The 23,355-nt window shown below is 62.7% G+C and carries 21 protein-coding genes, 1 tRNA gene and 1 pseudogene; 16 read left to right on the forward strand and 7 right to left on the reverse strand.

Annotation, left to right across the window (positions count from 1 at the left end; translation table 11 throughout):
• Nucleotides 1–6 precede the first annotated feature (6 nt).
• Nucleotides 7–1,251: an MFS transporter gene (locus L4G42_RS18490; RefSeq protein WP_237250910.1), complete on the reverse strand. Its 1,245-nt coding sequence runs from the start codon at nt 1,249–1,251 to the stop codon at nt 7–9.
• A gap of 247 nt (nt 1,252–1,498) precedes the next feature.
• On the opposite strand from L4G42_RS18490, the gene hemB reads away from it, so the two are divergent.
• The gene (gene hemB, locus L4G42_RS18495; protein WP_237250911.1) at nt 1,499–2,473 is read left to right on the forward strand and encodes a porphobilinogen synthase; all 975 of its coding nucleotides are present in this window, start codon (nt 1,499–1,501) and stop codon (nt 2,471–2,473) included.
• 263 nt (nt 2,474–2,736) lie between these two features.
• Here hemB and L4G42_RS18500 read toward each other — a convergent pair whose 3' ends face one another.
• Entirely contained in the window at nt 2,737–3,684 is a 948-nt protein-coding gene (locus L4G42_RS18500) for a VTT domain-containing protein (protein ID WP_237250912.1), read from the reverse strand.
• A 212-nt stretch (nt 3,685–3,896) separates the two neighbouring features.
• Between L4G42_RS18500 and L4G42_RS18505 the strand changes: the two genes are divergently transcribed.
• Nucleotides 3,897–4,382 (forward strand): Dps family protein, encoded by a 486-nt coding sequence (locus tag L4G42_RS18505; RefSeq protein ID WP_237250913.1) that lies wholly within the window; start codon nt 3,897–3,899, stop codon nt 4,380–4,382.
• Nucleotides 4,383–4,647: 265 nt separating this feature from the next.
• On the opposite strand, the gene L4G42_RS18510 is transcribed toward L4G42_RS18505, so the two are convergent.
• Complete coding sequence (locus L4G42_RS18510; protein ID WP_237250914.1) at nt 4,648–6,078, reverse strand: mechanosensitive ion channel family protein; 1,431 nt, start codon at nt 6,076–6,078, stop codon at nt 4,648–4,650.
• A gap of 195 nt (nt 6,079–6,273) precedes the next feature.
• Between L4G42_RS18510 and L4G42_RS18515 the strand changes: the two genes are divergently transcribed.
• The 4 genes from L4G42_RS18515 to L4G42_RS18530 all read left to right on the forward strand — a co-directional run bounded on the left by L4G42_RS18515 (nt 6,274) and on the right by L4G42_RS18530 (nt 12,387).
• Complete coding sequence (locus L4G42_RS18515) at nt 6,274–7,266, forward strand: MBL fold metallo-hydrolase (RefSeq protein WP_237250915.1); 993 nt, start codon at nt 6,274–6,276, stop codon at nt 7,264–7,266.
• Nucleotides 7,267–7,615: 349 nt separating this feature from the next.
• Entirely contained in the window at nt 7,616–9,142 is a 1,527-nt protein-coding gene (locus tag L4G42_RS18520; RefSeq protein ID WP_237259451.1) for an ATP-binding protein, read from the forward strand.
• A gap of 27 nt (nt 9,143–9,169) precedes the next feature.
• A complete protein-coding gene (locus L4G42_RS18525) occupies nt 9,170–9,787 on the forward strand; it encodes a response regulator transcription factor (RefSeq protein ID WP_237250917.1) in 618 nt (205 codons plus the stop codon).
• A 314-nt stretch (nt 9,788–10,101) separates the two neighbouring features.
• Nucleotides 10,102–12,387 carry an ATP-binding protein gene (locus L4G42_RS18530; RefSeq protein ID WP_237250918.1) on the forward strand — a complete coding sequence of 762 codons (2,286 nt, stop codon included), beginning with the start codon at nt 10,102–10,104 and terminating at the stop codon, nt 12,385–12,387.
• A 29-nt stretch (nt 12,388–12,416) separates the two neighbouring features.
• Here the strand turns inward: L4G42_RS18530 and L4G42_RS18535 are convergent, their stop codons facing one another.
• A complete protein-coding gene (locus tag L4G42_RS18535) occupies nt 12,417–13,061 on the reverse strand; it encodes a phosphohydrolase (protein ID WP_237250919.1) in 645 nt (214 codons plus the stop codon).
• 224 nt (nt 13,062–13,285) lie between these two features.
• Between L4G42_RS18535 and L4G42_RS18540 the strand changes: the two genes are divergently transcribed.
• From L4G42_RS18540 to L4G42_RS18575, 8 genes are all read left to right on the forward strand, one after another.
• Nucleotides 13,286–13,708 carry a helix-turn-helix domain-containing protein gene (locus L4G42_RS18540; protein WP_237250920.1) on the forward strand — a complete coding sequence of 141 codons (423 nt, stop codon included), beginning with the start codon at nt 13,286–13,288 and terminating at the stop codon, nt 13,706–13,708.
• Nucleotides 13,709–13,854: 146 nt separating this feature from the next.
• Nucleotides 13,855–14,775 (forward strand): LysR family transcriptional regulator, encoded by a 921-nt coding sequence (locus L4G42_RS18545; RefSeq protein ID WP_122535825.1) that lies wholly within the window; start codon nt 13,855–13,857, stop codon nt 14,773–14,775.
• A 1,019-nt stretch (nt 14,776–15,794) separates the two neighbouring features.
• A complete protein-coding gene (locus tag L4G42_RS18550) occupies nt 15,795–16,211 on the forward strand; it encodes a DoxX family protein (RefSeq protein WP_237250921.1) in 417 nt (138 codons plus the stop codon).
• Nucleotides 16,204–16,833: an antibiotic biosynthesis monooxygenase gene (locus tag L4G42_RS18555; protein ID WP_237250922.1), complete on the forward strand. Its 630-nt coding sequence runs from the start codon at nt 16,204–16,206 to the stop codon at nt 16,831–16,833. The genes L4G42_RS18550 and L4G42_RS18555 overlap by 8 nt, the downstream gene beginning before the upstream one ends.
• Nucleotides 16,834–16,978: 145 nt before the next feature.
• Complete coding sequence (locus L4G42_RS18560; RefSeq protein ID WP_237251040.1) at nt 16,979–18,817, forward strand: amidohydrolase; 1,839 nt, start codon at nt 16,979–16,981, stop codon at nt 18,815–18,817.
• Between the two features lie 125 nt (nt 18,818–18,942).
• Nucleotides 18,943–19,566 (forward strand): isochorismate family cysteine hydrolase YcaC, encoded by a 624-nt coding sequence (ycaC, locus tag L4G42_RS18565; RefSeq protein WP_192171900.1) that lies wholly within the window; start codon nt 18,943–18,945, stop codon nt 19,564–19,566.
• Between the two features lie 157 nt (nt 19,567–19,723).
• Nucleotides 19,724–20,131 (forward strand): SRPBCC family protein, encoded by a 408-nt coding sequence (locus L4G42_RS18570; RefSeq protein ID WP_237260999.1) that lies wholly within the window; start codon nt 19,724–19,726, stop codon nt 20,129–20,131.
• Between the two features lie 429 nt (nt 20,132–20,560).
• A complete protein-coding gene (locus L4G42_RS18575; protein ID WP_237250924.1) occupies nt 20,561–21,247 on the forward strand; it encodes a RibD family protein in 687 nt (228 codons plus the stop codon).
• A gap of 128 nt (nt 21,248–21,375) precedes the next feature.
• On the opposite strand, the gene L4G42_RS18580 is transcribed toward L4G42_RS18575, so the two are convergent.
• The 3 genes and pseudogenes from L4G42_RS18580 to L4G42_RS18585 form a co-directional block, all read right to left on the reverse strand.
• Nucleotides 21,376–21,451 (reverse strand) — tRNA-Asn (locus L4G42_RS18580).
• A 275-nt stretch (nt 21,452–21,726) separates the two neighbouring features.
• The gene (locus tag L4G42_RS26425; RefSeq protein ID WP_419789384.1) at nt 21,727–21,873 is read right to left on the reverse strand and encodes a hypothetical protein; all 147 of its coding nucleotides are present in this window, start codon (nt 21,871–21,873) and stop codon (nt 21,727–21,729) included.
• Nucleotides 21,860–22,105: pseudogene (locus L4G42_RS18585) on the reverse strand (TonB-dependent siderophore receptor); the annotation flags it as partial. The gene L4G42_RS26425 and the pseudogene L4G42_RS18585, both read right to left, overlap by 14 nt.
• Nucleotides 22,106–22,215: 110 nt before the next feature.
• Here L4G42_RS18585 and L4G42_RS18590 point away from each other — a divergent pair.
• Both L4G42_RS18590 and L4G42_RS18595 read left to right on the forward strand, forming a co-directional pair.
• Nucleotides 22,216–22,620 (forward strand): antitoxin Xre-like helix-turn-helix domain-containing protein, encoded by a 405-nt coding sequence (locus L4G42_RS18590; protein ID WP_237250926.1) that lies wholly within the window; start codon nt 22,216–22,218, stop codon nt 22,618–22,620.
• Entirely contained in the window at nt 22,614–23,306 is a 693-nt protein-coding gene (locus L4G42_RS18595) for an RES family NAD+ phosphorylase (RefSeq protein ID WP_237250927.1), read from the forward strand. The genes L4G42_RS18590 and L4G42_RS18595 overlap by 7 nt, the downstream gene beginning before the upstream one ends.
• Nucleotides 23,307–23,355 lie beyond the last annotated feature (49 nt).

Consider the following 23,355-nt stretch of genomic DNA (forward strand, 5'->3'; position numbering starts at 1 on the left):
GGCCGATCAGGTCGCCGGCGCGCCGTGGGGCTGATCGTAGGTCACCCGTTCGCCGGTTTCCGGCACCGCCAGCCACAGCAGCACAAACGCCACCGCCGCAATTGCCGCCAACGTCAAGAACGCTGCGCTGTAGCCGGCCTCGCGGACGACCAGCCCGGCCAGGCCGTTGCTCAGCGCCGCGCCCAGGCCAAACACCGTCGAGATGGCGCCCAGACTGACGTTGAAGCGCCCGGTGCCGCGCGTCAGGTCCTTGACCACCAAGGGCAGCAACGCGCCAAACACCCCGGCGCCGATACCGTCCAGCAATTGCACACCGACCAGCCAGTACGGGTTGTCGGACATGACATACAGCACGCCCCGCAGCGGCAGAAAAATGAAGCCCGCCAGCAACAAGGGTTTGCGTCCCCACACGTCGGCTTTGGCGCCCACCAGCCAGGCCACCGGCACCATCACCAGCTGCGCCGCGACGATGCAGGCGGAGGTCAGCGGCGTGGCAAGGTTGACGTCGATCTGCGAGAGCTTCTGACTCACCAGCGGCAGCATCGCCGCATTGGCCAGGTGAAACAGGCCGCAGCAGATGGCGAACACCAGCAACGGTCGATTGTGCAGCAATACCGCCCAGCCACTGGGCTGGTCATCGCCCTGGTCATGGTTGGGGTCGAAGCCGCGCGCGATATCATGGTCAATCGCCGAGGCATCGACAAATGCGACAGCGACGATGCTCGCCAGCGCCATGAACGCCATCAGGTAAAACACCGCAATCGGCCCGAACATCCATGAAAAGACGCCGGCCAACAGCGCTGCGCAGGCGTTGCCGGCGTGGTTCCAGGTTTCGTTGCGTCCGGTCCGGCGGGTAAACGCCTTGGGCCCGGTGATGCCCAGGGAGATGGCGGCGATGGCCGGGGCGAATACCGAGCCGGCAATGGCGCTGATGCTCTGGGTGATCGCCACCCAGGTGAACGAGTGAATGAACGGCAGCACCAGACACCCGGCAGTCACCGCTAATGCCGAAACAATTACAAAGAGCCGCTTGCTGCGGGTGCGGTCAATCAGCGCACCCGCCGGCGTTTGCGTGACCAGCGCAGCGATGCCGGCGAGGGTCATGACCAGTCCGATACTCGCCGGGTCCCACTTGTGCACCGCCAATAAATAGATCGCGAGATAAGGCCCAAGACCGTCGCGCACGTCCGCCAGAAAGAAGTTGAGGCCGTCCAGAGAACGGTTGTTGCGCTGATCGGACGGGTTGCTCAAGGTCGGCCTCACTCTGGCGATGCGCAAGCGAAAAGGCTGCGGCATTGCTAAATGACCCGGCGCCGTTGCGTTGGTTCTGCACCCTGTTTCTGCACACCGCTTCTGCGCACTGTTGCAGCTGATGCAAGGGACTTTCTTGTCACGGCGTTTGAATCGAAACCGGCGCAGGCATAAGCTTCGCGCCATTGATATCGCCGGACGTGTTGGGTCCGGCGAGCTTCCGGATATTCTTAGCTCAGGAACCGCCATGTCCAGTCTGTTTCCCGCTGCCCGTCCACGCCGTCTGCGCAGCAACGAAAACTTCCGCGCGCTGTTTCAGGAGAGCGAATTCACCCTGAACGATCTGGTGCTGCCGATCTTCGTCGAAGAAGAAATCGACGACTTCGTACCGATCAACAGCATGCCCGGCGTGCAGCGTATCCCCGAGTCGAAACTGGCGCAGGAAGTCGAGCGTTATGCCCGTGCCGGCATCAAGTCGGTGATGACCTTTGGCGTGTCCCACCACCTGGACGCCACCGGCAGCGACACATGGCAGGAAAACGGCCTTGTTTCGCGGATCTCGCGCACCATCAAGTCCGCCGTGCCGGAAATGATCGTGATGTCCGACACCTGCTTCTGCGAGTACACCGACCACGGTCATTGCGGCGTGATGCACGGCGGCCATGTCGACAACGACGCAACCATTGAAAACCTCGGCAAGCAGGCCGTCATGGCAGCGCGTGCCGGTGCTGACGTGATTGCCCCGTCAGCCGCGATGGACGGGCAGGTGAAAGCGATTCGTGCTGCCCTCGACGCCGCCGGTTTCACCCAGACGCCGATCATGGCGTACTCGACCAAGTTCGCTTCGGCGCTGTACGGTCCGTTCCGCGAAGCCGGCGGCTCCGCGCTCAAGGGTGACCGCAAAACCTACCAAATGAACCCGATGAACCGCCGCGAGGCGTTGCGCGAATCGCTGCTGGACGAGGCCGAAGGCGCCGATGCGCTGATGGTCAAGCCGGCCGGCGCGTACCTGGACATCATCCGTGACATCCGCGAAGCGTCGAACCTGCCGCTGGCGGCCTATCAGGTCAGTGGTGAGTACGCGATGATCAAGTTCGGCGCACAGGCCGGGGCCATCGACGAAGACCGCGTGGTGCGTGAAACCCTCGGCGCCATCAAGCGCGCGGGTGCGGACCTGATCTTCACGTACTTCGCGATGGACCTGGCGCTGAGCGGGATCTGATTTCCGGCTTCTTCAGCTTGAGGGTCGGATTGCCCTTTCCTCTGATGGAGCGAAATCCCGTAGGCGCCGGCTTGCTGGCGAATCCGATCTGTCATTCACCCGCGATGTGGCTGAATAATCGCGGTCATCTGTAGGCGCCGGCTTGCTGGCGAATGCAGGGTGTCAGCCACCGAGTTCGGTGCTGATCGACAGGGTTCGCCAGCAGGCCGGCTCCTACGGATCTGTCTCCAACCAGACTCAGGTGGGTGTTACTGGCGTCGCCCTCACGCCGCCGTTCTGTCCGGTGACTCAGGTTGTACATGCGCCGCCTGCCAGGCATCCAGCCCCCCGATCAGCGCCTTGCCCCGGGTCAGGCCGTGGGCGTTGAGCTTTTCCGCCAGCAATGCCGCCGACAGCTCATTCGGGCAGGCGCAATAGAACACCATGTCAACATCGCCCAAGCGCTCGATCCATGGCGCAATCGGCTCCTCAAGGCTGATCGACACTGCACCCGGAATGCCTTCGATAACGGCCGCATGAAAACTCGGCCGCACGTCGATGACCACCGGCGCATCGTCGGTGTCGCGCAGGGCCAGCAGCTCGGGAACGGTGATGCGTGGCACCCGCGCCGTGCGCGCCTTGAGCCGACGCCGCTTGGCGTACTTCCAGCCAATGAACAGCGCCAACACCGCCAGCACGCTGACGATGGCGATCGGTAGGTAGCCGCTCAACCAGTCGAGCATGGGGATCAGCGCGTCACTGAAGAGCATGCCCAACAGCAGCGCCGAGCCCGCCCAGATAAACGAACCGGCCAGGGAATAACGCACGAACACCCAGATCGGCGTGCCGTTCATGCCGGCCACGGTGGTCACCAGCGCACCCGCGCCGGGCAGGAATTTCGACAGCAGCATCGCCCTTGGCCCCACGCGCTCATAAACGGTCAGCCCCTGACGAACGCAGGAGTCCTGGGACAGGGAAATCTTGCAGATGGTCTTCAGCAGCACGCCGCCATAACGCTTGCCGGCCCAGTACCACAGCGCATCGGCGATCAGGCAGGCGACCATCGCCACCAGCACCCCGGCGCCCAGTAGCGGCTTGCTCTGCATGGCCAGCGCACCGGTGACGATCAGCGTCGGGTACGCCGGCACCGGCAAGCCGATCTGCTCCAGCAGCACGTTGACGAACACCAGCAACAGCCCGTGGCTTTCATTCAGCTGCTGCAGTTCGTTCATGGCGGTGCCTGTTCGGAGGGGTCAGGGATCAAAAAGACGGGTGCCAGTACCGTCGCCTGAACAGCCCTTTTGTGTCAACGCTGAATGTCTTTGGCCGAGGCCGTTTCATAGGCAGCGTCGATGGCAGCGATTGCCATGGCTGATTTCCCTCGCCAGGCCGTGCTCCTTAGAATGGTCAGCTTCAGCAATCAACAGACCTTAGGGAGCAACTCATGGCTATTGAAATCGGAATCAACGAGCAGGACCGTGCAGAGATCGTTGAAGGACTGTCGCGGCTGCTTTCCGATACCTACGTGCTGTACCTGAAAACCCACAACTTCCACTGGAACGTCACCGGCCCGATGTTCCGCACGCTGCACCTGCTGTTCGAAGAGCAATACACCGAACTGGCCACGGCGGTGGACTCCGTCGCCGAACGGATCCGCGCCCTGGGCTTCCCGGCGCCGGGCACTTACTCCACCTATGCGCGGTTGTCGTCGATCAAGGAAGAGCCGGGCGTGCCTGCTGCCACTGACATGATTCAGCAACTGGTCGAAGGGCAAGAGGCGGTGGTACGCACCGCGCGCGAACTGTTCCCGCTGCTGGAGAAAGTCAGCGACGAGCCGACGGCCGACCTGCTGACCCAGCGCATGCAAGTCCACGAAAAAGCCGCCTGGATGCTGCGCTCGCTGCTGGAAGGTGACGGGTTCGTTGGGTGACATCTGCGTCGCGGCTGAAGGCAATTCATTGTAGGACCGGCTTCAGCCGGGAAGGCGTCAGGTGTTACACCGCAAAATTTATGGTGTACAAACCGGCCTCTTCCCGGCTAAAGCCGGTCCCACTAAGACACCGCGATCCATCGTCGGACCGCGGTCAATTGTGGGACCGGCTTTAGCCGGGAAGACGTCAGGCGTTACAGCGCAGAAATCGATGTCGTTCACGCTGGTCAATTCCCGGCTGAAGCCGGTCCTACCACCGCGATCATTAGCGCTTCTGCAACCACCCCAGAAAATTGTTCTTCTTGATCACCACCGGTTTGCGCATCAGCACGTGCTGGGTGCCTTGCTGGCGGACTGCTTGCAGCTTGTTCAACGCCGTCACGATTTCGACGCGCTGTTCCATGGCCTGGCGCGTGGCGGCTTTGTCGATGCGGTAAACGACGCAGGAGGTGAGGGCGGTGAAGCGTGCCTGCGACGGCGTGTCGGCCAGCACGCTCTGCTCACCCATCACTTCGCCGGGGCCCATGCGCCCGGCTTCCACCCTGTCATTCCCATCCTTGACGCTCGCTGACACCACGCCGGTGGCAATCACCAGCAAACCGTCCGTGACGTCATCGACCTCGATAATCGTCTGCCCGGCCGTGTATTCCCGCGCCACCATGCTCTGGGCCAGCTGGTTCTTCTCCTCGGCGGTGCTGGTGCGGAACACTTTGACCTCATCGAGCAGCGCGCGGGGCCGAGACATCGCTTCGGCGGTGGTTTCCGATTGCCACGCGATGCCGGCTGCTTCGAGGTGCCGATAAGCCAGGTCAAACAGCAGATTGCGCACGTCGCTCTTGTTATTCAGGTCGCTGATGAACCCGGTGACCGCGTATTCGATGGTGGTCGGGCTGGTTTCCTTGACCACCGCGCGGGGCTTGGGCGTCTGCAACAGCGCGCTGCAACCCTGCAGCGCACGCTCCAGGGCATCGAGCACCCGGCGCGGCCGAATGTGCGGCGACATCATGATGTTGATCGACACGCCATGAATATGGACCGGTCGGCTCAAATTGACGATCTTCGCCTTGGCTGCCACGGAATTGGGGATGACCACCATGGTGCCAACGCCCGTCAGCAGGTGCGTGGCGCGCCAGTCTATGTCCATCACTTTGCCTTCCATGCCGTCGATGGAGATCGAGTCGTCGACCTGATACGGCTTGGTGGTGTTGAGGATGATCCCGGAGAACACGTCGCTCAGCGTGCTTTGCAGGGCCAGGCCAACGATGATCGCCATCGCCCCGGATGTCGCCAGCAAACCCTTGACCGGCAGCTGCAGGACATAGCCCGCCGCCGCAACAATGGCGATGAGGAAGATCATCGCGCCAATCACTTCCTGCAACAGCCGACCGCTGTGGCCGACGCGACTGGTCAGCGCCAGCCCGAGGACCACGGTGAGGGTGCGCGCGGCGTAGATCCACCAGACGATCGCCAGCACGGTGGCGCCGAATTGCAGTGCGCTGTCGTCGGGCCAGGTCGGCGCTTCCAGCGGGCTCACGCCGGCATTGATGATCACCAGGCTGTAGGCGACGAATGCCGCCAGCCGCGTGGCGATGCGCGCCAGCCGGTTGCGGTCGGCCAGCACGTGCCAGGCCAGAAGGTCGGCGAGCAGCAGGAGCAGGCTCCACGCCAGCGAGTAATGAGGGACGACGGTCGACATGGAAGATATCCGCAGGAAAAGTGCAGGGCCGAACGGGCCCGCGCGAATGCGCGCGAACAATGTAGGCACGGCCACGATCGATGTCTATAACCGATGCGGCCAGGCGTTCGGCAAAGAAGCACATTGCTTCAAGCCCGTCGCCCATGAACAGGGCAGGATCGGATGCCTCTCTTTCCTTCGATTCGAGGCATCTCCATGCGCACATCCGTTATCCCGCTCGCCCGCTCCGTTGCGCTCGGAGTCGCTTTGTGCTCCGGCGTCGCTCTGGCCCAAGCGCCGGCCCAGCAGAAAACCCAGGTGCCCGGGTATTTCCGTCTGGCCGTCGGCGACTACGAAGTCACGGCGCTGTTCGATGGCTACAACGACCTGTCACCCACGTTGCTCAAGGGCATGAAGCCCGAAGCGATCCGCGCCTTGCTGGCCCGCCGTGCCATCGAAACACCGGGCGTGCAAACCGCGTTCAACGCCTTCCTCATCAACACCGGCGAGCACCTGATCCTCGTCGACACTGGCGCCGGCCAGTGCATCGGCGAGACGGCCGGCATGCTCTCGCAGAACATCAAGGCCGCCGGGTATCAGCCGGATCAGGTCGACACTATCCTGCTCACCCACATGCATCTGGACCATGTCTGCGGCCTGGTCGACGCCGACAAGAAACCGGTGTTTGCCAACGCCACGGTCTATGCCGCCAAGCCCGAAGCGGATTATTGGCTGGACCCGACCGCCATCGGCCGCGTCCCGGAACAGGCCAGGGCTTACTTCAAGATTGCCCAGGATTCCACGGCGCCTTACGTCGCGGCCGGACGGTTCAAGACCTTCGCCCCGGGCCAGTCGCCGGTGCCGGAAGTGAGCACGACGCTGGAAGCGGGGCATACACCGGGCAGCACGACGTATCAATTCAGCTCCAGGGGCCAGACCATTCTGTTTATTGGCGACCTGATCCACAGCCTCGCCGTGCAGTTCGATCACCCGGCGGTCAGCATCGCCTTCGACGAAAACAGCCAGAAGGCCATCGCCAGCCGTGATCAAGTGTTCACCGAGGCGGCCAGCAAGAAGATCTGGGTCGCCGCCGCGCACCTGCCATTCCCCGGCACCGGGCACATCGTGGCCATCGACAAGCATTTTCAGTGGGTGCCGGTCGAGTACGGCCCGTATCAGCGTGCGGCCCATGTGCCGTTGCTGAAATAGGATCGAGCCGCCTCTGACACAACGTGCGCTGGACGCAAAACGCTTTTGCGTACAGCGCAAAGCTGCGGTCATGTTTATGACGAATACGCGGCTTATACTCGGGCGTCCCAAGGGCCAGGGACGATCCGGGTATCGTCCCGGGTATCAGCCGTAACCGCTTCAGCTTGCCGCGCAAGGCACAACCCCAGGGTAACTATCCCTACAGCTAATATCGGTGTTCGGTTTTAACTGATTAGATGAGTGCTTGTTAAAAATGGATAGCTGCGCTGAGCGTCTTCGGGATTCAATCTCGCCCGGACGATGGTCGGCGAATCAGGGCCTGCGACTCCACTTCCAAGGACTGCATGAAATGATAAGTCTCGGTCAGACGATGATTTCCCGCGAGCACAGAGACGTGTTCAAGGACGGCGTCGCCATGCGCATTGGCACCCGCGCCTTCGACATTCTCGACGTGCTGCTGCGTCATCAAGGGCAGTTGGTGAGCAAGGAGTTGATCCTTCAGAGTGTCTGGCCGGACACCGTGGTTGAAGAGAATAACCTGCAAGTGCATATCTCCGCGCTGCGCAAGGCGTTGGGCACCGACCGCGAGCAGATCCGCACCGTGCCGGGCCGTGGCTACGTGCTGCTGGGCGGGGAAAGCCTCGGAAACCAGCCCCCCACGCCAGCCATGTTGCACGGCGTGAGTTGTCATCACCGACTGCCCGCCCGCGTCGCCTTGCTCGGGCGTCAGGCGTTGCTGGATGAGGTGAGCAACACCTTTGCTGAGGGCTGCGCGCTGGTCACGCTGATCGGCCCGGGCGGCGTCGGCAAAACCGCGCTGGCCGCGGAACTCGGCCAGACGCTGCTGGACGCTGGCGCCACGCCCGTGTATTTCGTGCCGATTGCGCAATTGCAATGCGCCGAGCTGCTGCTGGAGGCGTTTTCCAGCGCGGTGGGCGTCGACTGCAGCGGCGGCGATCCTGACCTTCAAGGACTGATTCGCTACCTCCAGCAGCAGCCGGGGCTGATCATTCTGGACAACTGCGAGCATCTGGTCGAAAGCGTCGCCAGCCTGCTGGAAGTGATCCTGCGTGGCGCCCCGGCAGTGCGCGCGGTCGCGACCAGCCGAGAGCCGTTACGCATTGCCGGCGAGCGCAGCCTGCAAGTGCCGCCCCTTGATATTCCTGAACAGAGCGCCGCCCGAGAGACCATTCTGTGCAGTGCGTCGGCGCAACTGTTCCTGCGCCAGTGGCGTGCGCTGGACAGCCATCTGGCGGCTGACAGCAATGCCCAGCTTGACGATTACAGCGTCGAGCTGGTGGGTGAAATCTGCCGCCGGCTCGACGGCATGCCGCTGGCGCTGGAAATGGCCGCCGCCCGGGCCTGCGCCCTTGGGCTGTATCAATTGGTGGCGAGCCTCGACGGCAGCCTGCACATGCTCTCGGCGTCACTGCGCACCGCGCCGCCGCGTCAGCAAACGCTGCAGGCTTCGCTGGCGTGGAGCCTGCGCTTGCTCGGTCGCGAAGAGCGCACGGTGCTGCGGCGGCTGGCCGAGCTGGACGGTCGCTTCACTCTGGAACGTGCCTGCGATGCCTTGCAACGCACCCGTTTGCCGCGCGCCTGCATCATGGATTGCATTGTGCGGCTGGCGACCAAGTCGTTGCTGATGGTCAGCGCTCAGGGGCCCTTCCGTTTCTATCGGATGCTCGGCACAACCCGCGCCTGCCTGCTGACGGCCAACGCCCACCACACCACCGCCACGGAGGGCAGCGCGCCGCGTGCGCAGGATTGCGACGCACCGTCGGCACTGGCGACGCTGCAAAGCATCAGGGCTGTGCCGGCCGGGCCCGACGGGTATCATGCGCGGCATCAGAGAGCACTGGCGGTTGGCCGTTGATGCGACGGAACCCTTCATGAGCGTGTTATGAGCGTGAATCCCAAGGTCTATGTGGTGGACGACGACGCTGCCATCCGCACTTCCTTGCAGCGCCTGTTGCATTCGGCGGACATCGTCTGCGAAGTGTTCGACAGCGCCCAGGCGTTTCTTGGCCGGCCGCTGAACCAGGGTCCCATCTGCCTGTTGCTGGACGTCAATCTGGCCCAGGGCACCGGCTTTGATCTGCAGCAAACGTTGCTGGATCGCGGCCAGACCTTCCCGATCATTTTCATGACCGGCTACGGCACCATCGCAATGTCCGTGCGCGCGATCAAGGCCGGCGCCCGTGAGTTCTTGACCAAACCCTTCGAGCCGGAGCAGCTGCTGGATCTGGTGCGCGAAGCGCTGACCAGCGACGCGGCGAGCATGGACGAGCGCTGCCTGACCGCCTGCGTCAAAGCACGTTTCGACAGCCTCACGCCGAGGGAGCGGCAAGTCATGGCACTGCTGATCACCGGCAAGATGAATAAGCAGATTGCTGTGGAACTGGGCACCAGCGAAGTCACCGCCAAGGTCCATAAAAGACACGTATTGACCAAGATGAATGCGCGCAACGTCATCGAGCTGCTGAAAATGAGTGACCGGCTGGGTTGCCTGGTGAAATGACCCCTTGAGATAGGCGGTGCTGTTAGTGGGATCGGCTTTAGCCGGGAAGAGGTCGGATTGAGCGACCTCAAATTTGCGGTGTGATGTCTGACGCTTTCCCGGCTAAAGCCGGTCCCACAGGGATATGCGTTGCTCTTGTAGGACCGGCTTTAGCCGGGAAGACGCCGGATTGAGCTACCTCAGATTTTCGGTGTGACGTCCGACGCTTTCCCGGCTGAAGCCGGTCCTACGGGATACGCGGTGATTGTAGGACTGGCTTTAGCGGGGAAGCGGCCGGGACGACGCCAGCAGCCGCATTCCAACAAAGGATCATCATGAGCAGCATTTTCAACGGGCCTTACACGGCTATCTCCAGCGCCGGGGCATTCGGGCCCCAGTGGCTGGAGCAGCTCGTCTGGCAGTTGCTGTTTGTCGATGGAGAACTCGCTCATTACCGGGTCACGCTGACGCAGGAAGATCGCCACTGGCGCATCGTTCGTCCTGCATCCGACGCCTCGATCAGCGCAACACGCCGTCTGGAACACGAATTTTCACTGGCCCCCCGGCTGATGCCGCAATGGGCCGTGCAGCCAGTGGCGCTCCTGTCGGGGCCAGAAGGTACCTTGTTGGTGCTGGAGGATGCCAGCGGCGTGCCATTGCATGATCAACCCGACGCGCCGCTGTCCATCCAGGGTTTTTTGCGGCGGGCCATCGCTGCCGCTGCCGCTGTAACAGGTGCTCACCAGGCAGGCCTGCTGCACCGCGATATCAAGCCGTGCAACCTGATCGAAGACACAAACGGCGTGGTCCGACTCAGCGGTTTCGGCCTCAGCGTTGATGTGCAATCGGCACCGCAACTGCCGTTGTCCGACGCCCTTTGCGGCGCGCTCGGCTACATGGCGCCCGAACGGTCGCGGCGGGTGCAGCGTCAGGCTGATCAACGCAGCGACCTCTATGCGCTGGGCATGACTTTTTATGAATGGCTGGCCGGCCGATTGCCGTTCGAGGCTGCCGATGCAGTGGATTGGGTGTATTGCCATGTGGCGCGCATTCCGCCGCCCCTGAGCCAGCATCGCGGTGATATCCCTGCGCCGCTGGCCGGTCTCGTGCATCGGCTGATCGCAAAAAACCCGGATGACCGTTATCAGAGCGCTGCCGATCTACTGGGACACCTGGGCGAGATGCTCCAGCAGTGGCAGCAATTCCGGGACATTCCGGATCTGCAGTCCGACCTGCCTGACGGGCGACATGACGCGTCCGCCATCCCGCTCAGTCCCGGTCCGAACCCTGCGCCGGGGCTGGAGAACGTGTCGTCGGCGCGCACATCGATCACCCTGGCTGGACGCGACGCCCTCGACCTGTCCTCCGTCATGAAATCGGCCCACGCCCTGCGCGACGAAAGCGAGCAGGACCGGCTGATCGAAACGCTGCTGCGCAACACCATCGTCCATGCCGGTGCGCAACGGGCCTTGCTGTTGCTGGTGAAGGACGGGGCTCCGGTGATGTGCGCAATCGGCCAGAGCGGCGACGATGGCTTGCGCATCGAGCTGACGGACACGGTGCCCGACAAACACCACCTGCCGCTGTCGATCCTGTACCGGGTGATGCGCACCCGCCAGCGCCTGGTGCTGGACGATGTCTGCGCCGACGCCTACTTCGCCGCCGACGAATACGTGCGACAACACCCGGTGCGCTCGGCGCTGTGCGTGCCGCTGGTCAAACAGGGCAGGGTGCTCGGCGTGCTGTACCTGGAAAACAACCTCGCGCCGGGCGTGTTCACGATTTGCCGCACCGAAGTGCTGGAGCTGCTCGCCAGCCAGGCGGCGATTTCCCTGGAAACCGCGCGCCTGCACCAGGCATTGGAGCAGGAGAACGCGCGCCGTCGGGATGTGGAAATCGCCCTGCGCATCGCCCGGGCCCGGCTGGCCAGCGTCACCCAGGCCACGGTAATGGGTGAACTGGCGGCGTCCATTGCCCACGAAATCAATCAGCCGCTGGCGTCGATGGTGTCCAACGCTGCCGCCGGGATTCGCTGGCTCAATCGCGAAAACCCGCAGGTGGACGAAGCCTTGTCCGGGCTGCGCGACATCGTTGCCGAAGGCCGACGCGCCGGGGAAATCGTCAACGCGCTGCAGAGCCTGGCGCGGCAAGGCCCGCATCACCGGCGCCGGCTGCTGGTCAACGACGTGATTCGCCATGTGGTGGCGCTGACCGGCGTCGAGGTCGAACAACAGCGGGTCTTGATGACGACCCATCTCACGCGTTCACCGTTGCGTGTCAGCGCCTCCAGCGTGCAATTGCAGCAAGTGGTGCTGAACCTGATCCTCAACGCGCTGGACGCCATGAGCGCGGGGGATCACGTGCTGCGGCGGCTGTCGATCACCAGCGAAGTGGTGGGTCGCGACTCTATGGTGGTCAGCGTTGAAGACAGCGGGCGCGGCATCGAGCCGGGGGACATGAATCAGCTGTTCAATGCCTTCTTCACCACCAAGGACAAAGGCATGGGCATGGGGCTGGCGATCTGTCAGTCGATCATCAGCGCCCACGGCGGCCACCTCTACGCCATGCCGGCGCGCTACGGCGGTGCGACGTTCGTGTTCACGTTGCCCCTCGTCGAGTAACGCCGACGGCTCATCGACGGGCGCGCTGTTCAATAAGGCCACGTCGAGGCAAGCAGTCGTTCGCAGAAGCCCTCAGCGTTCAGACGATGGGCGTGAAACGACAGCACGTCGGCGTTGGTCGTGCCCAGCGTGGTTTGCGGGCGATGCACCTGCCCCAGCGCCATGACGTGCAGAAACTTGAATTTGAAACCGGGTTCGCGCGGGTATGCGCTCAACACCCGTGCCTGGGCGGCGGGGCTGAAGCACTGGCAGTGCGCGCCGGTCAGGTCGGTTTCGACCGCGGCGCAGAGCAAGGCGGTCAACGGCGGTTTGTGCTGCGGGATGCCCGGTGTGGTGTGCAGCGCGATGGCGTCCCAGACCTGGGCGATGTCATCCCATGACCGCCCGTGCCCGCGCAGGAACTGGGCAGCGGCGTTGGCGCTGTCGACTTCGAACCGTAATTGCGACTGGGCGTACAGCCGGGTGATGCCGATGCGCAGGAACAGTGCGGCGGTATACAGCAGGTCGGCATCGAAACGCAGCCCGTGACTGTGCCCCAGCAGGCTGGCGAAGACGAAGGTGCGCCAGGCCGCGTTCAGCAGCAGGTCGGGCTGGTGATCGCGCATCAGGTCGGTCGCCGCGCGGGCCATCGCGCCGTCGGGAATCACAATCCCCGCCACGTATCGGGTGCTCACATGCCGTCCCTCGCCGCGAACCGAACCTTTGGAGCGAACACGGTAATGCGCTGGCCAATGGCGGTCCTTGGTGCGGTCTTAAATGTTCTGAAGAGTGGCTAGGCGCACCGCAGCGAGGCACGTCGTCGTACGACGTTCAGAACGTTTAATACCCCGAGAAGGATTTTAAGAACCGTGCTGAGCAGACTTCATTCACCGCTGACTGTGAAGCTGGAGCGCCTGGCATGACTGCATTCAACCCCTCGCTGAACCATGAATCCATTCTCGCGCGCGTCGCGCTGTCGCCGTGGCAGGAGCGCCGGGCCAAGGACTTGATGTCCAGCCAGATGGACAAAGGACTGTCCATCGCCCGTATCGCTGCCGAGTGTTCGCTCTCGCGCAGTCACTTCTCCCGCGCGTTCAAAAAGAACACCGGGCTCTCGCCCCGCGACTGGTTCTTGCAGATGCGTCTGGACAAGGCCCGGGCGTTGCTTGGCGAGTCAGTGCTGACCATCTCGCAGATCAGCCTGGATTGTGGCTTTGCCGATCAGTCCCATTTCACCCGGGTGTTCACTCGCGTGGTGGGGCTGACCCCGTTCAGCTGGCGTCGGACCATGACCCTGTTGCCGCCCAAAGGGTGTGTGGCGCAGAGCGTGCATGCCTGTTGAGGGCGGCTGTCGCTGCAACAGCGTTTGACGGGTGACAGCACCAATGTTCAAGACACGCCTTCGGCGGCTGTGTATACCTGCGCCGGTCTGGCATAGTCAGGCCTCCCGAAATCGCTCAACCGTGATCTCCCAACTGGAACCGCTGAATGAACCGCAACGACCTGCGCCGCGTCGACATGAACCTGCTGGTGATCTTCGAAGCGTTGATGTTCGAGCGCAACCTGACGCGGGTGGCGGAGAAGCTGTTCATGGGCCAGCCGGCGATCAGTGCGGCACTGGCGCGGTTGCGCGACCTGTTCGACGACCCCTTGCTGCTGCGCAACGGTCGCGCCATGGAGCCGACCGCCCGGGCGCTGGCGATTCTCAAAGAGTTGCAGCCGGCGCTGGACACCATTTCCGGCGCCGTGAGCCGGGCCAAGGAATTTGATCCGGCGACCAGCTGCGACATCTTCCGCATCGGCTTGTCGGACGACGCCGAGTTTGGCCTGTTTCCACCCTTGCTCAATCGTCTGCGTGAAGAGGCGCCGGGCATTATCGTCGTGGTGCGTCGCGCCAACTTCCTGCTGATGCCGGCGCTGCTGGCGTCCGGCGAAATTTCCGTGGGCATCAGCTACACCACCGAACTGCCGGCCAACGCCAAGCGCAAGAAGCTGCGTGACATTGGCGTGAAGGTCCTGCGCGGCGACAAGCGCCCCGAGCCGTTGACGCTGGACGAGTTCTGCCAGCGGCCGCACACCATGGTGTCGTTCTCCGGTGACCTGAGCGGCAACATCGATATCGACCTGGCGAAAGTCGGGCGGGCGAGGAGGGTGGTGGTGGCGGTGCCGCAATTCAGCGGGTTGCGCGCGCTGCTGGCCGGCACCGAGCTGATCGCGACCGTCCCCGATTACGCTGCCTGCGCCCTGATAGAAGGCTGCGCGTTGCGCGCCGAAGACCCGCCATTCCCGATCGAGCCTGCCGAGCTGTCGATGGTGTGGGCCGGCGTCCACGACAACGACCCCGCCGAACGTTGGCTGCGCTCGCGGATTACTGAATTTATGTCTCAGGAGACGCGGCCTTTGCCGTGATCGCGATTTTTAAGATCAAGATTAAGATCTTTAAGATCAAGGGCGTCTGCCTGGGGGCAGACTGTTTCGCCTTCGGCGAGTTACTTGATAAAGCCCCAAGTAACCAAGGGCTTGTGCTCCTGGTTGGGCCCGACTTCGTCGGGTTCCTTCACTCCGGTCTCGCTCCGTGGGCCCGCGCCGAACGGACATCCATGTCCTGACGGCGCTCTCGCCGCATCCCTGCGGCTCGGCCCACTGCGCGAGACCTGCGTTCAGCCTGCACCCAAGTCGCGATTTGCGGTGTCTGGACCTTTTGTGTTTGAAGATCAAGATCAAAAGCAGATCAACGGCTTCCCGGCTGAAGCCGGTCCTACAGTCGGAGGCGCCGCGACTCTTTCTGATCGTTCCCACGCTCCGCGTGGTAACGCCGCCTCGGACGCTCCGCGTCCTGTAGACGATGCGCATCAAGCCAGGGGGCGTGACGCGGAGCGTCACAGGATGCATTCCCACGCGGAGCGTGGGAACGATCAGCAGCAAAAGCAGAAGCTTCCCGGCTGAAGCCGGTCCTACTGACACCGCGCGCACTTGTAGGACCGGCTTTAGCCGGGAAGCTGTTGATCTGCCTGAGATCTGCCTTTGGTTTTAATACGCAAAAAGCCCAGACGACGCTAATCGCGACTTGGGTGCAGGCTGAACGCAGGTTTCGCGGAGTGGGCCGAGCGGCATGGATGCCGCGAGAGCCGCCCCCCGCCATGGATGGCGGATGGCGGCGGGCCCACGGAGCGGGACCGGAGTGAAGGAACCCTGACGAAGGAAGGGCCCAGCCAGGAGCAGGCACCTTTGGTTACTTGGGGTGCTTTTCCAAGTAACTCGCCGAAGGCGAAACGATCTGCCGTTAGGCAGATGCCGTTGATCTTAAAAAGCGTGACCCTCAAAAGCACGTCTGTTCAATACCCATCCCCTTCGCCTCGCCACACTGAACCCATCGGCCACCTACACCCGCACCCGGGAGTCGTGGCCCAAGAGATCAAGGGTGGACAATGACCTATTCAACCTGCAACGACCACGCACAAGACCTCGGACTGCTATTCCTCAGATCCGCCGGTGCGCTGTTCCTGCTGTTCGTCCACGGCCTGCCCAAGCTCCTCGACTTCAACACCCAGCTGACCCTCATCGAAGACCCATTTCACCTCGGCGCCACCCTGACCCTGAGCATGGCCATCTTCGCCGAAGTCCTTTGCCCGCTGCTGATTCTGACCGGCGTACTGGCGCGTTTGGCGTGCCTGCCTATTCTCATCCTGCTGCTTGTCGCGCTGGTCGTAGTGCACAGAGAGTGGAGCGTCGAACAGGGCCAGTTCGGCTGGTTATTACTGATTATCTTCACCAGTGTGCTGATCGCCGGACCCGGTCGTCTGGCGCTCAACCGTGGTTTGCCTGGAGCGCTTCGCTATGCCTGATTACGCCACGACCGCCGACATCGTCCCGACGTCGAAACTGTCCGCCGACGAGATCGTCACCCTGGTGGTCAAGCACCGGATCAAGGCCGGCCTCGAAGCCCAATACGAAGCCTGGCTGCGGCGCATCGTGGCGATGGCGGCAAGTTATCCCGGGCATCTGGGCGTCGACGTCATACGCGGCAAGGCCGACGGCTTGCACATGTTCACCTGCGTGCTGCGCTTCTGCTCGACCGACGCCATGCACAGCTGGCTCGACTCGTCCCATCGCCGCGAACTGGTGGCCGAAGCGTCGCCCATGCTGGCCGACGGCGATCTCACCGAGGTCAACCCGCATAACGAATTCTGGTTTGTCCCCGCCACAGAAAACCCGCCGCCGCGCTGGAAACAGGCCTGCGTGACCTTCCTGGTGATCTGCCCGCTGACCCTGCTGATCCCGCTGGTCTGGGGGCCGGTGTTTCGCCTGTACCCGCTGCTGGCCAATTACATCATCAGCACCGCCCTGGTCACCGTGACCATCGTCCTGTTGGTGGTGTACGTGCTGATGCCACGCGCCACTCGGCTGTTTGCCCCCTGGCTGAATGCCCGGCCAGCGCCGGTGGCGGGAGCCGATCATGAAGGATGACGACGCCGATCAACCGTCTTCCAGCGACCGCCGCCGTTTCGTCGCCAAAGGCTCGTTGCTCGGCGCGGCCGCTGCACTGTTTTCTTCCATGCCTGCCACCGGCCTTGCCGTCGGGGCGTCCAACTCTTCTGCCAACGGAGGCGCGATGAACGTCGATCTGATTCTCTTCAACGGTAATTTCCACACGGTTGACCAGGAAAAACCCAAGGCCAGTGCAGTGGCTATCAGCGGCGGAAAATTCGTCGCCGTGGGCTCCGACGCCGAGATCATGGCCCAGCGCGGCCCGGCCACGCAGGTCATCGACATGCACAAGCGCACGGTGATCCCGGGGCTCAACGACTCGCACTTGCACCTGATTCGTGGCGGCCTGAACTACAACCTCGAACTGCGCTGGGAAGGCGTGCCGTCGCTGGCCGACGCGCTTCGCATGCTCAAGGCCCAGGCCGACCGCACGCCAACGCCGCAGTGGGTGCGCGTGGTGGGTGGCTGGAACGAATTCCAGTTCGCCGAAAAACGCATGCCGACCCTTGAAGAACTCAACCAGGCCGCGCCCGACACCCCGGTGTTCGTCCTGCACTTGTACGACCGCGCGCTGCTCAACCGCGCCGCGCTGCGTGTGGCCGGTTACACCCGCGACACGCCGAACCCGCCGGGTGGCGAGATCGTCCGCGACAGCAACGGCGATCCGACCGGCATGCTGGTGGCCAAGCCCAACGCGATGATTCTCTACTCGACCCTGGCCAAGGGGCCGAAGCTGCCGCTGGAGTACCAGATCAACTCGACGCGCCAGTTCATGCGCGAGCTGAACCGCCTGGGCCTGACCAGCGCCATCGACGCCGGCGGCGGCTATCAGAATTACCCGGACGATTACGCCGTCATCACGCAACTGGCCGAGGCCAAACAGCTGACCGTGCGCATCGCCTACAACCTGTTCACCCAGAAGCCCAAGGAAGAGCTGGAAGACTTCAAGCACTGGACCAACACCGTCATGCTGCACCAGGGTGATGACTTCCTGCGCCATAACGGCGCCGGCGAGATGCTGACCTTCTCGGCAGCGGATTTCGAAGACTTCCTCGAGCCGCGCCCCGACTTACCGGCGGGCATGGAGCAAGACCTCGAACCGGTGGTGCGTCATCTGGTCGAACACCGCTGGCCGTTCCGCCTGCACGCCACCTATGACGAGTCCATTTCGCGCATGCTCGACGTGTTCGAAAAGGTCAATCGCGACATTCCGTTCAACGGCATTCCGTGGTTCTTCGACCACTGTGAAACCATCACGCCGAAGAACATCGAGCGGGTCAAGGCGCTCGGCGGCGGCATCGCGATTCAGGACCGCATGGCGTTCCAGGGCGAATACTTCGTCGAGCGCTACGGTGCCAAGGCCGGCGAGCACACGCCGCCGATCAAACGCATGCTGGCCGAAGGCGTACCAGTGGGCGCCGGGACCGACGCCACTCGCGTGTCGAGCTATAACCCGTGGACCTCGCTGTACTGGATGGTCAGCGGTCGCACCGTCGGCGGCCTGGAGCTGTACCCGGAAGGCTTGTCCCGGGAAACCGCGCTGGAGCTGTTCACCCGTGGCAGCGCCTGGTTTTCCTCCGAGCAGGGCAAGAAAGGCCAGATCAAGGTCGGCCAGCTGGCGGATGTGGTGGCGTTGTCCCAGGACTTCTTCAGCGTGCCGGAGGAGTCGATCAAGTGGATCGAATCGGTGCTGACCATCGTCGACGGCAAGGTGGTTTACGGCGCCGGCGAGTTCGACGATCTGGCGCCGCCGAGTGTGCCGGTGCTGCCGGACTGGTCGCCGGTCTCCAAGGTCCCGGGCCATTGGCGCCAGGGCGCACCGATGGCAGCGGCGGTTCACCAGTGCAGCGGACCCTGCGGCGTCCACGCCCACAGCCACGATAAGGCGCGCCAGTCGAAAGTGCCGGTCAGCGACTTTCAGGGTTTCTGGGGCGCGTTTGGCTGCTCGTGTTTCGCTTTCTGATCCTGGATTCAAAAGAACCACTGAAAAGAGCATGAAAGGCCTCGTCGGCACTCACCGACGGGGCAATCTGCCAGTGTGATGCGCTGGCCCCGTACTCATCCGTCACCCACTCAATGGAGTCAATCATGACCGTTCCCTACAAGCGCTTGAACAAAGATGATGCCGTCGTTCTGCTGGTCGATCACCAGACCGGTCTGATCTCGCTGGTGCAGGACTTCACGCCAAACGAGTTCAAGAACAACGTGCTGGCCCTGGCCGACTGCGCCAAGTTCTTCAAACTCCCGACCATCCTCACCACCAGCTTCGAGACCGGCCCGAACGGCCCGCTGGTGCCCGAGCTCAAAGCCATGTTCCCGGACGCGCCGTACATCGCCCGACCTGGCCAGATCAACGCCTGGGATAACGAAGACTTCGTCAAAGCGATCAAGGCCACCGGCCGCAAGCAGATCATCATCGCCGGCGTCGTGACTGACGTCTGCGTGGCGTTCCCGACCCTGTGTGCGCTGGAAGAAGGCTTCGACGTGTTCGTGGTCACCGATGCCTCGGGCACGTTCAACGACGTGGTGCAAAAAGCCGCGTGGGCGCGCATGACCGCAGCCGGTGCGCAATTGATGAACTGGTTCTCGGTGGCCTGCGAGCTGCAGGGCGACTGGCGCAACGACATGGAAGGCCTGGCGAACCTGCTGTCCCAGCGCATTCCGAACTACCGCAACCTGATGAACAGCTACTCGGCGTTCACTGCCAAGTAACACCCTCTGCGCCGTCTTTTTTGCGGCGCACACCCTCCCGAATCAGCGGTAACCGTGACAAGATTGCTCGCGGTTACCGCTTATTAGAGAGGGCGCGGCCCCGCCACGCCATCCAGCGCTGGCTGATCGGCCGCTGCCCCCACTTCTGGAGAACATCATGGCTCAAGCATCTGCATCCGTTCGCATCCCGGTCTCGGCCGATAAGGTCTGGGCGCTGACCGGTGGCTTCCTGTCACTGAACGACTGGCTTCCCTTCATCAAGACAAGCGAGTCGCAGGAAGGCGGTCGCGTGCGTCACCTGACCACCGATGACGGCGCTGAAATCAGCGAGCGTCTCGTGACTTACGACAACAAGGCGCGTACCTACAGCTACTCCATCGAAAAGGGGCCGTTTCCGATCAGCGCGTATCTGGCGACGCTGAAAGTCAAAGAAGACGGCGCCGATGGGGCGTTGGTGGAATGGTCAGGCGTTTTCACCGCCAACGGTGTTTCCGATGGGGAAGTCGAGGAATTGTTCAAGGGGATTTACGAGGGGGGTCTTGAGGCGCTGAAGGCCAATTTTTGACCCGCCCATACGAGCCACTGATCATTTAACCCGCACATGATCGCGGGACCGCCAGGCCAGTGCGGCCTGGCATTTCGGTGCCTTGCTTGAATCGTTGTCACGTCAGGCTTTCAGGGCCTCAGTGATGCTCGGACACCGTCGCTGCATTGACCAGGTCGTACAAGGCAAACGCGCGGTTAACCAGGAAAACGGTAACGGCGGCGAGGGCGACGGCATTGATGATGTGCAGGGTCATGGGATTAAGTCCGTGTCGGGTCTGGGATGACGCGATGTTACGCGAGCCCTGCCGAAGCTGAAGACAATAGGCTTCATGGTCTACATCACCGGCAATGATGAGGCGGGTTCGTGAAAGGCGAAAGCGGGTAAAGGGGTGAACTATCGCCGCAGGATCCGGGTCGGCTCTACACACTTATCAGCCTGGAGCCTGCCATGCAGCCTTATGTCATTTGCCACATGATGTCCTCCCTCGACGGCCACGCGCTCACCGACGGCTGGGATCGCGCGTTCAAGAAAGACGCCGGTGATCTGTACGAAAAGCTCGCCCAGACGTTCGAGTTTGACGCCTGGATCTGCGGGCGCGTGACGATGCAGGAAATCGCCCACGACGAAGGCTATCCCAAGGGCCTCGCCACAGGACCCATCGAGCGCAGTCATTACTTCGCCGACCGCAACGCCAAGGCCTACGCCGTGTCCATCGACCCTCAGGGCAAGGTGGGCTGGAAGAAGAATCAGGCGCTGGACTCCCACGTCGTGGAGGTGCTGACCGAGGGCGTGTCGGATGACTACCTCGCCTACCTGCAGTCGATTCAAGTGTCTTACATTTTTGCCGGGAAGAGCGAGATTGATCTGCAGCAGGTGGTGCAGATCCTGTCGAGCGAGCTGGGCTGCAAGCGCCTGATCGTCGAAGGCGGCCCCCATGTCAGTGGCTCGTTCGTCAACGCCGGGCTGGTCGATGAAGTCAGTGTGCTGATCCTGCCGCTGATCGACGGGCGAGGCGAGCATCCGGCGTCGTTCGAGGTGCCGGCCGAGGCGTGGAAACAACCGGCTCACTTGAAATTGACGTCGGCAGAGGTTCAGGACGGCGGCGCGGTCTGGCTGCGCTACACCAAAGCCTGACTCAGGCGCGGAGCGGGGCTGATTCAGCCTCGCTTGATGCTGCATGCTTCATGTCAGGAGCGCGCAGGGAAAAGCGATCGGAAACGAAAAAGGCCAGCTAAGCGCTGGCCTTTTTCTTTACTTCTGTCTGGCTCCACGACCTGGACTCGAACCAGGGACCCAGTGATTAACAGTCACTTGCTCTACCAACTGAGCTATCGCGGAATGCGCGCTATCTTACTGATTGGAAAAGGGAAGTCAAGCGAGCAGGTTAAAAAAATTGCCATGCGGGTGTCGGGTGTCTCCGGTCCTGGTCCAGTGTAGACGACAATATTGCGCCCGACCCCAATCAGTGCAGGAGCGCGCTTGCCCGCCATCGCGGTGTGTCAGTTGGCAGCGATGTTGACTGTGCCGACGCATTCGCGGGCAAGCGCGCTCCTACAGGGCCGGTGCTGGCGGCAATATTCATCATTGCCGCCAGCACCGGACACCGGCGCGGATCAGTACCGCCAGGTCAACGACGCTGGCAGGTTGCGCGGTGCGCCGTAGCTGCTTGCCGTGCCGCTGTACAGCGAGGTCAGGTATTTGCGGTCGGTGACGTTGTTGAAGTTCAGGGCGGTGCTCCAGTTGCTACGGTTGTCCCACATTGGACGAGCGCCTGCTGCAGTGAATCGGGTTGTTGTTGCTGTCGACCAGCGGCGGGTTGCCCCAGGTGCTGCCGTTGGAATCGCTGTTGTGCTGGGTGAAGCCCACCGTCAGCGTGTTCGCATCGGACAGGTAGAAGGCGAGCAGGCCGGCGGCGACGTTCTTCTCGTGGCTGTAGCGGTCCATCCACGAGTTGCCCTTGTCGTGGGCATAGATGAAGCGGCCACGCAGGTTTATCGTGCTGCAAATCAATGCTGCTGAAACTTGACATTGCGTCCATGGACGCAAATGAAGTAGTGTTGCGTCTACAGATAAGGCATCTGCTGTGATCAAGAGGTAATTCCATGACCATCGCCATTCCAGCGCGGCAACTTTCGAAGTCCGAGTGCGTGGTCGGTTTGCGGGCGGCGTTGCGGGTTCTGGACAAGTGGAAGGCCACCAGCGAGCAGGCCTGTCAGATTCTGCGCATTTCCCGAAGCACTTACACCCGCGCCCGCCAGGACGACGCACAGTGGTCGGTGGCGCTGGATCAGGACCAGATGCAGCGGGTCAGCTTCGTGCTGAACATCCACGCCGCCCTGCGAACCCTGTTTGATAACCCCGACAATGCCTACGGCTTCCCGTCGATGGAAAACCACAACGAGTTCTTCAACGGCCGAAAACCCCTGGACGTCATGGCACAGGGCGACATGATCTCGCTGTACGAAACGTTCCGTCGCATCGATACCCTCCGGGGCGCCCAATGGTGACGCCGGACGGGCTCCCCGCGCTCGCCGGTGAGACGCAACAGGCTTATCGCCTGGTCAATTCCAAATTCCCGCCGATCGAGCTGTTCAGCGACGTCGCCGATGCCGCCGAGTTCGAGACCCTGTACCGGATTCAGGCGCTGACCAATCCGCGCCTGCAGAACGAAGTCGGCCGGATCGAGCTGATTCCCCTGGCCGAAATCCCGTTCGGCATCCCCGGTTGTTCCTACGCAGTCGCGCCGTTCACCCATGTCAATCCTGCGGGCTCGCGCTTTAGCAACGGCGAGTTCGGCGTGCTGTACCTGGCCGATACGGTCGACACGGCGATCGCCGAAGTGCGCCACCATCAGCAGCTGTACTGGTCGCGTGTCGCGGCGCTGAAGTACGAGCGCTTCGTGTTCCGCTGCCTGAGTTGCAGCTTCAGTGAGGAGGGCAGCGTTGACGCCACCGCAATCCCGCTCTCCGACCCCGTTTATGCGCCTGACGACTACGCGCAATCCCACGTGCTGGGCATGGCCGCCAAGCAGGCCGGGATGGCCGGGCTGCGCTATCGCTCGGTGCGCTCGCCAGGCAATCACTGCTGGGCGCTGCTGACCCCACGCCACGTCACGACCATCGTGCAGAGCGCCCACTACGAGATGATCTGGAGCGGCGAGGTCATCGGCATCAACCGGATCTCCAACGCTTAAGGGTTGTCGATCCAGGCACCGGGCAAAACATCGAACTCAGCGGCCCTCC

The organism is Pseudomonas petrae (assembly GCF_021728295.1).
Classification (GTDB): Bacteria; Pseudomonadota; Gammaproteobacteria; order Pseudomonadales; family Pseudomonadaceae; genus Aquipseudomonas; species Aquipseudomonas petrae.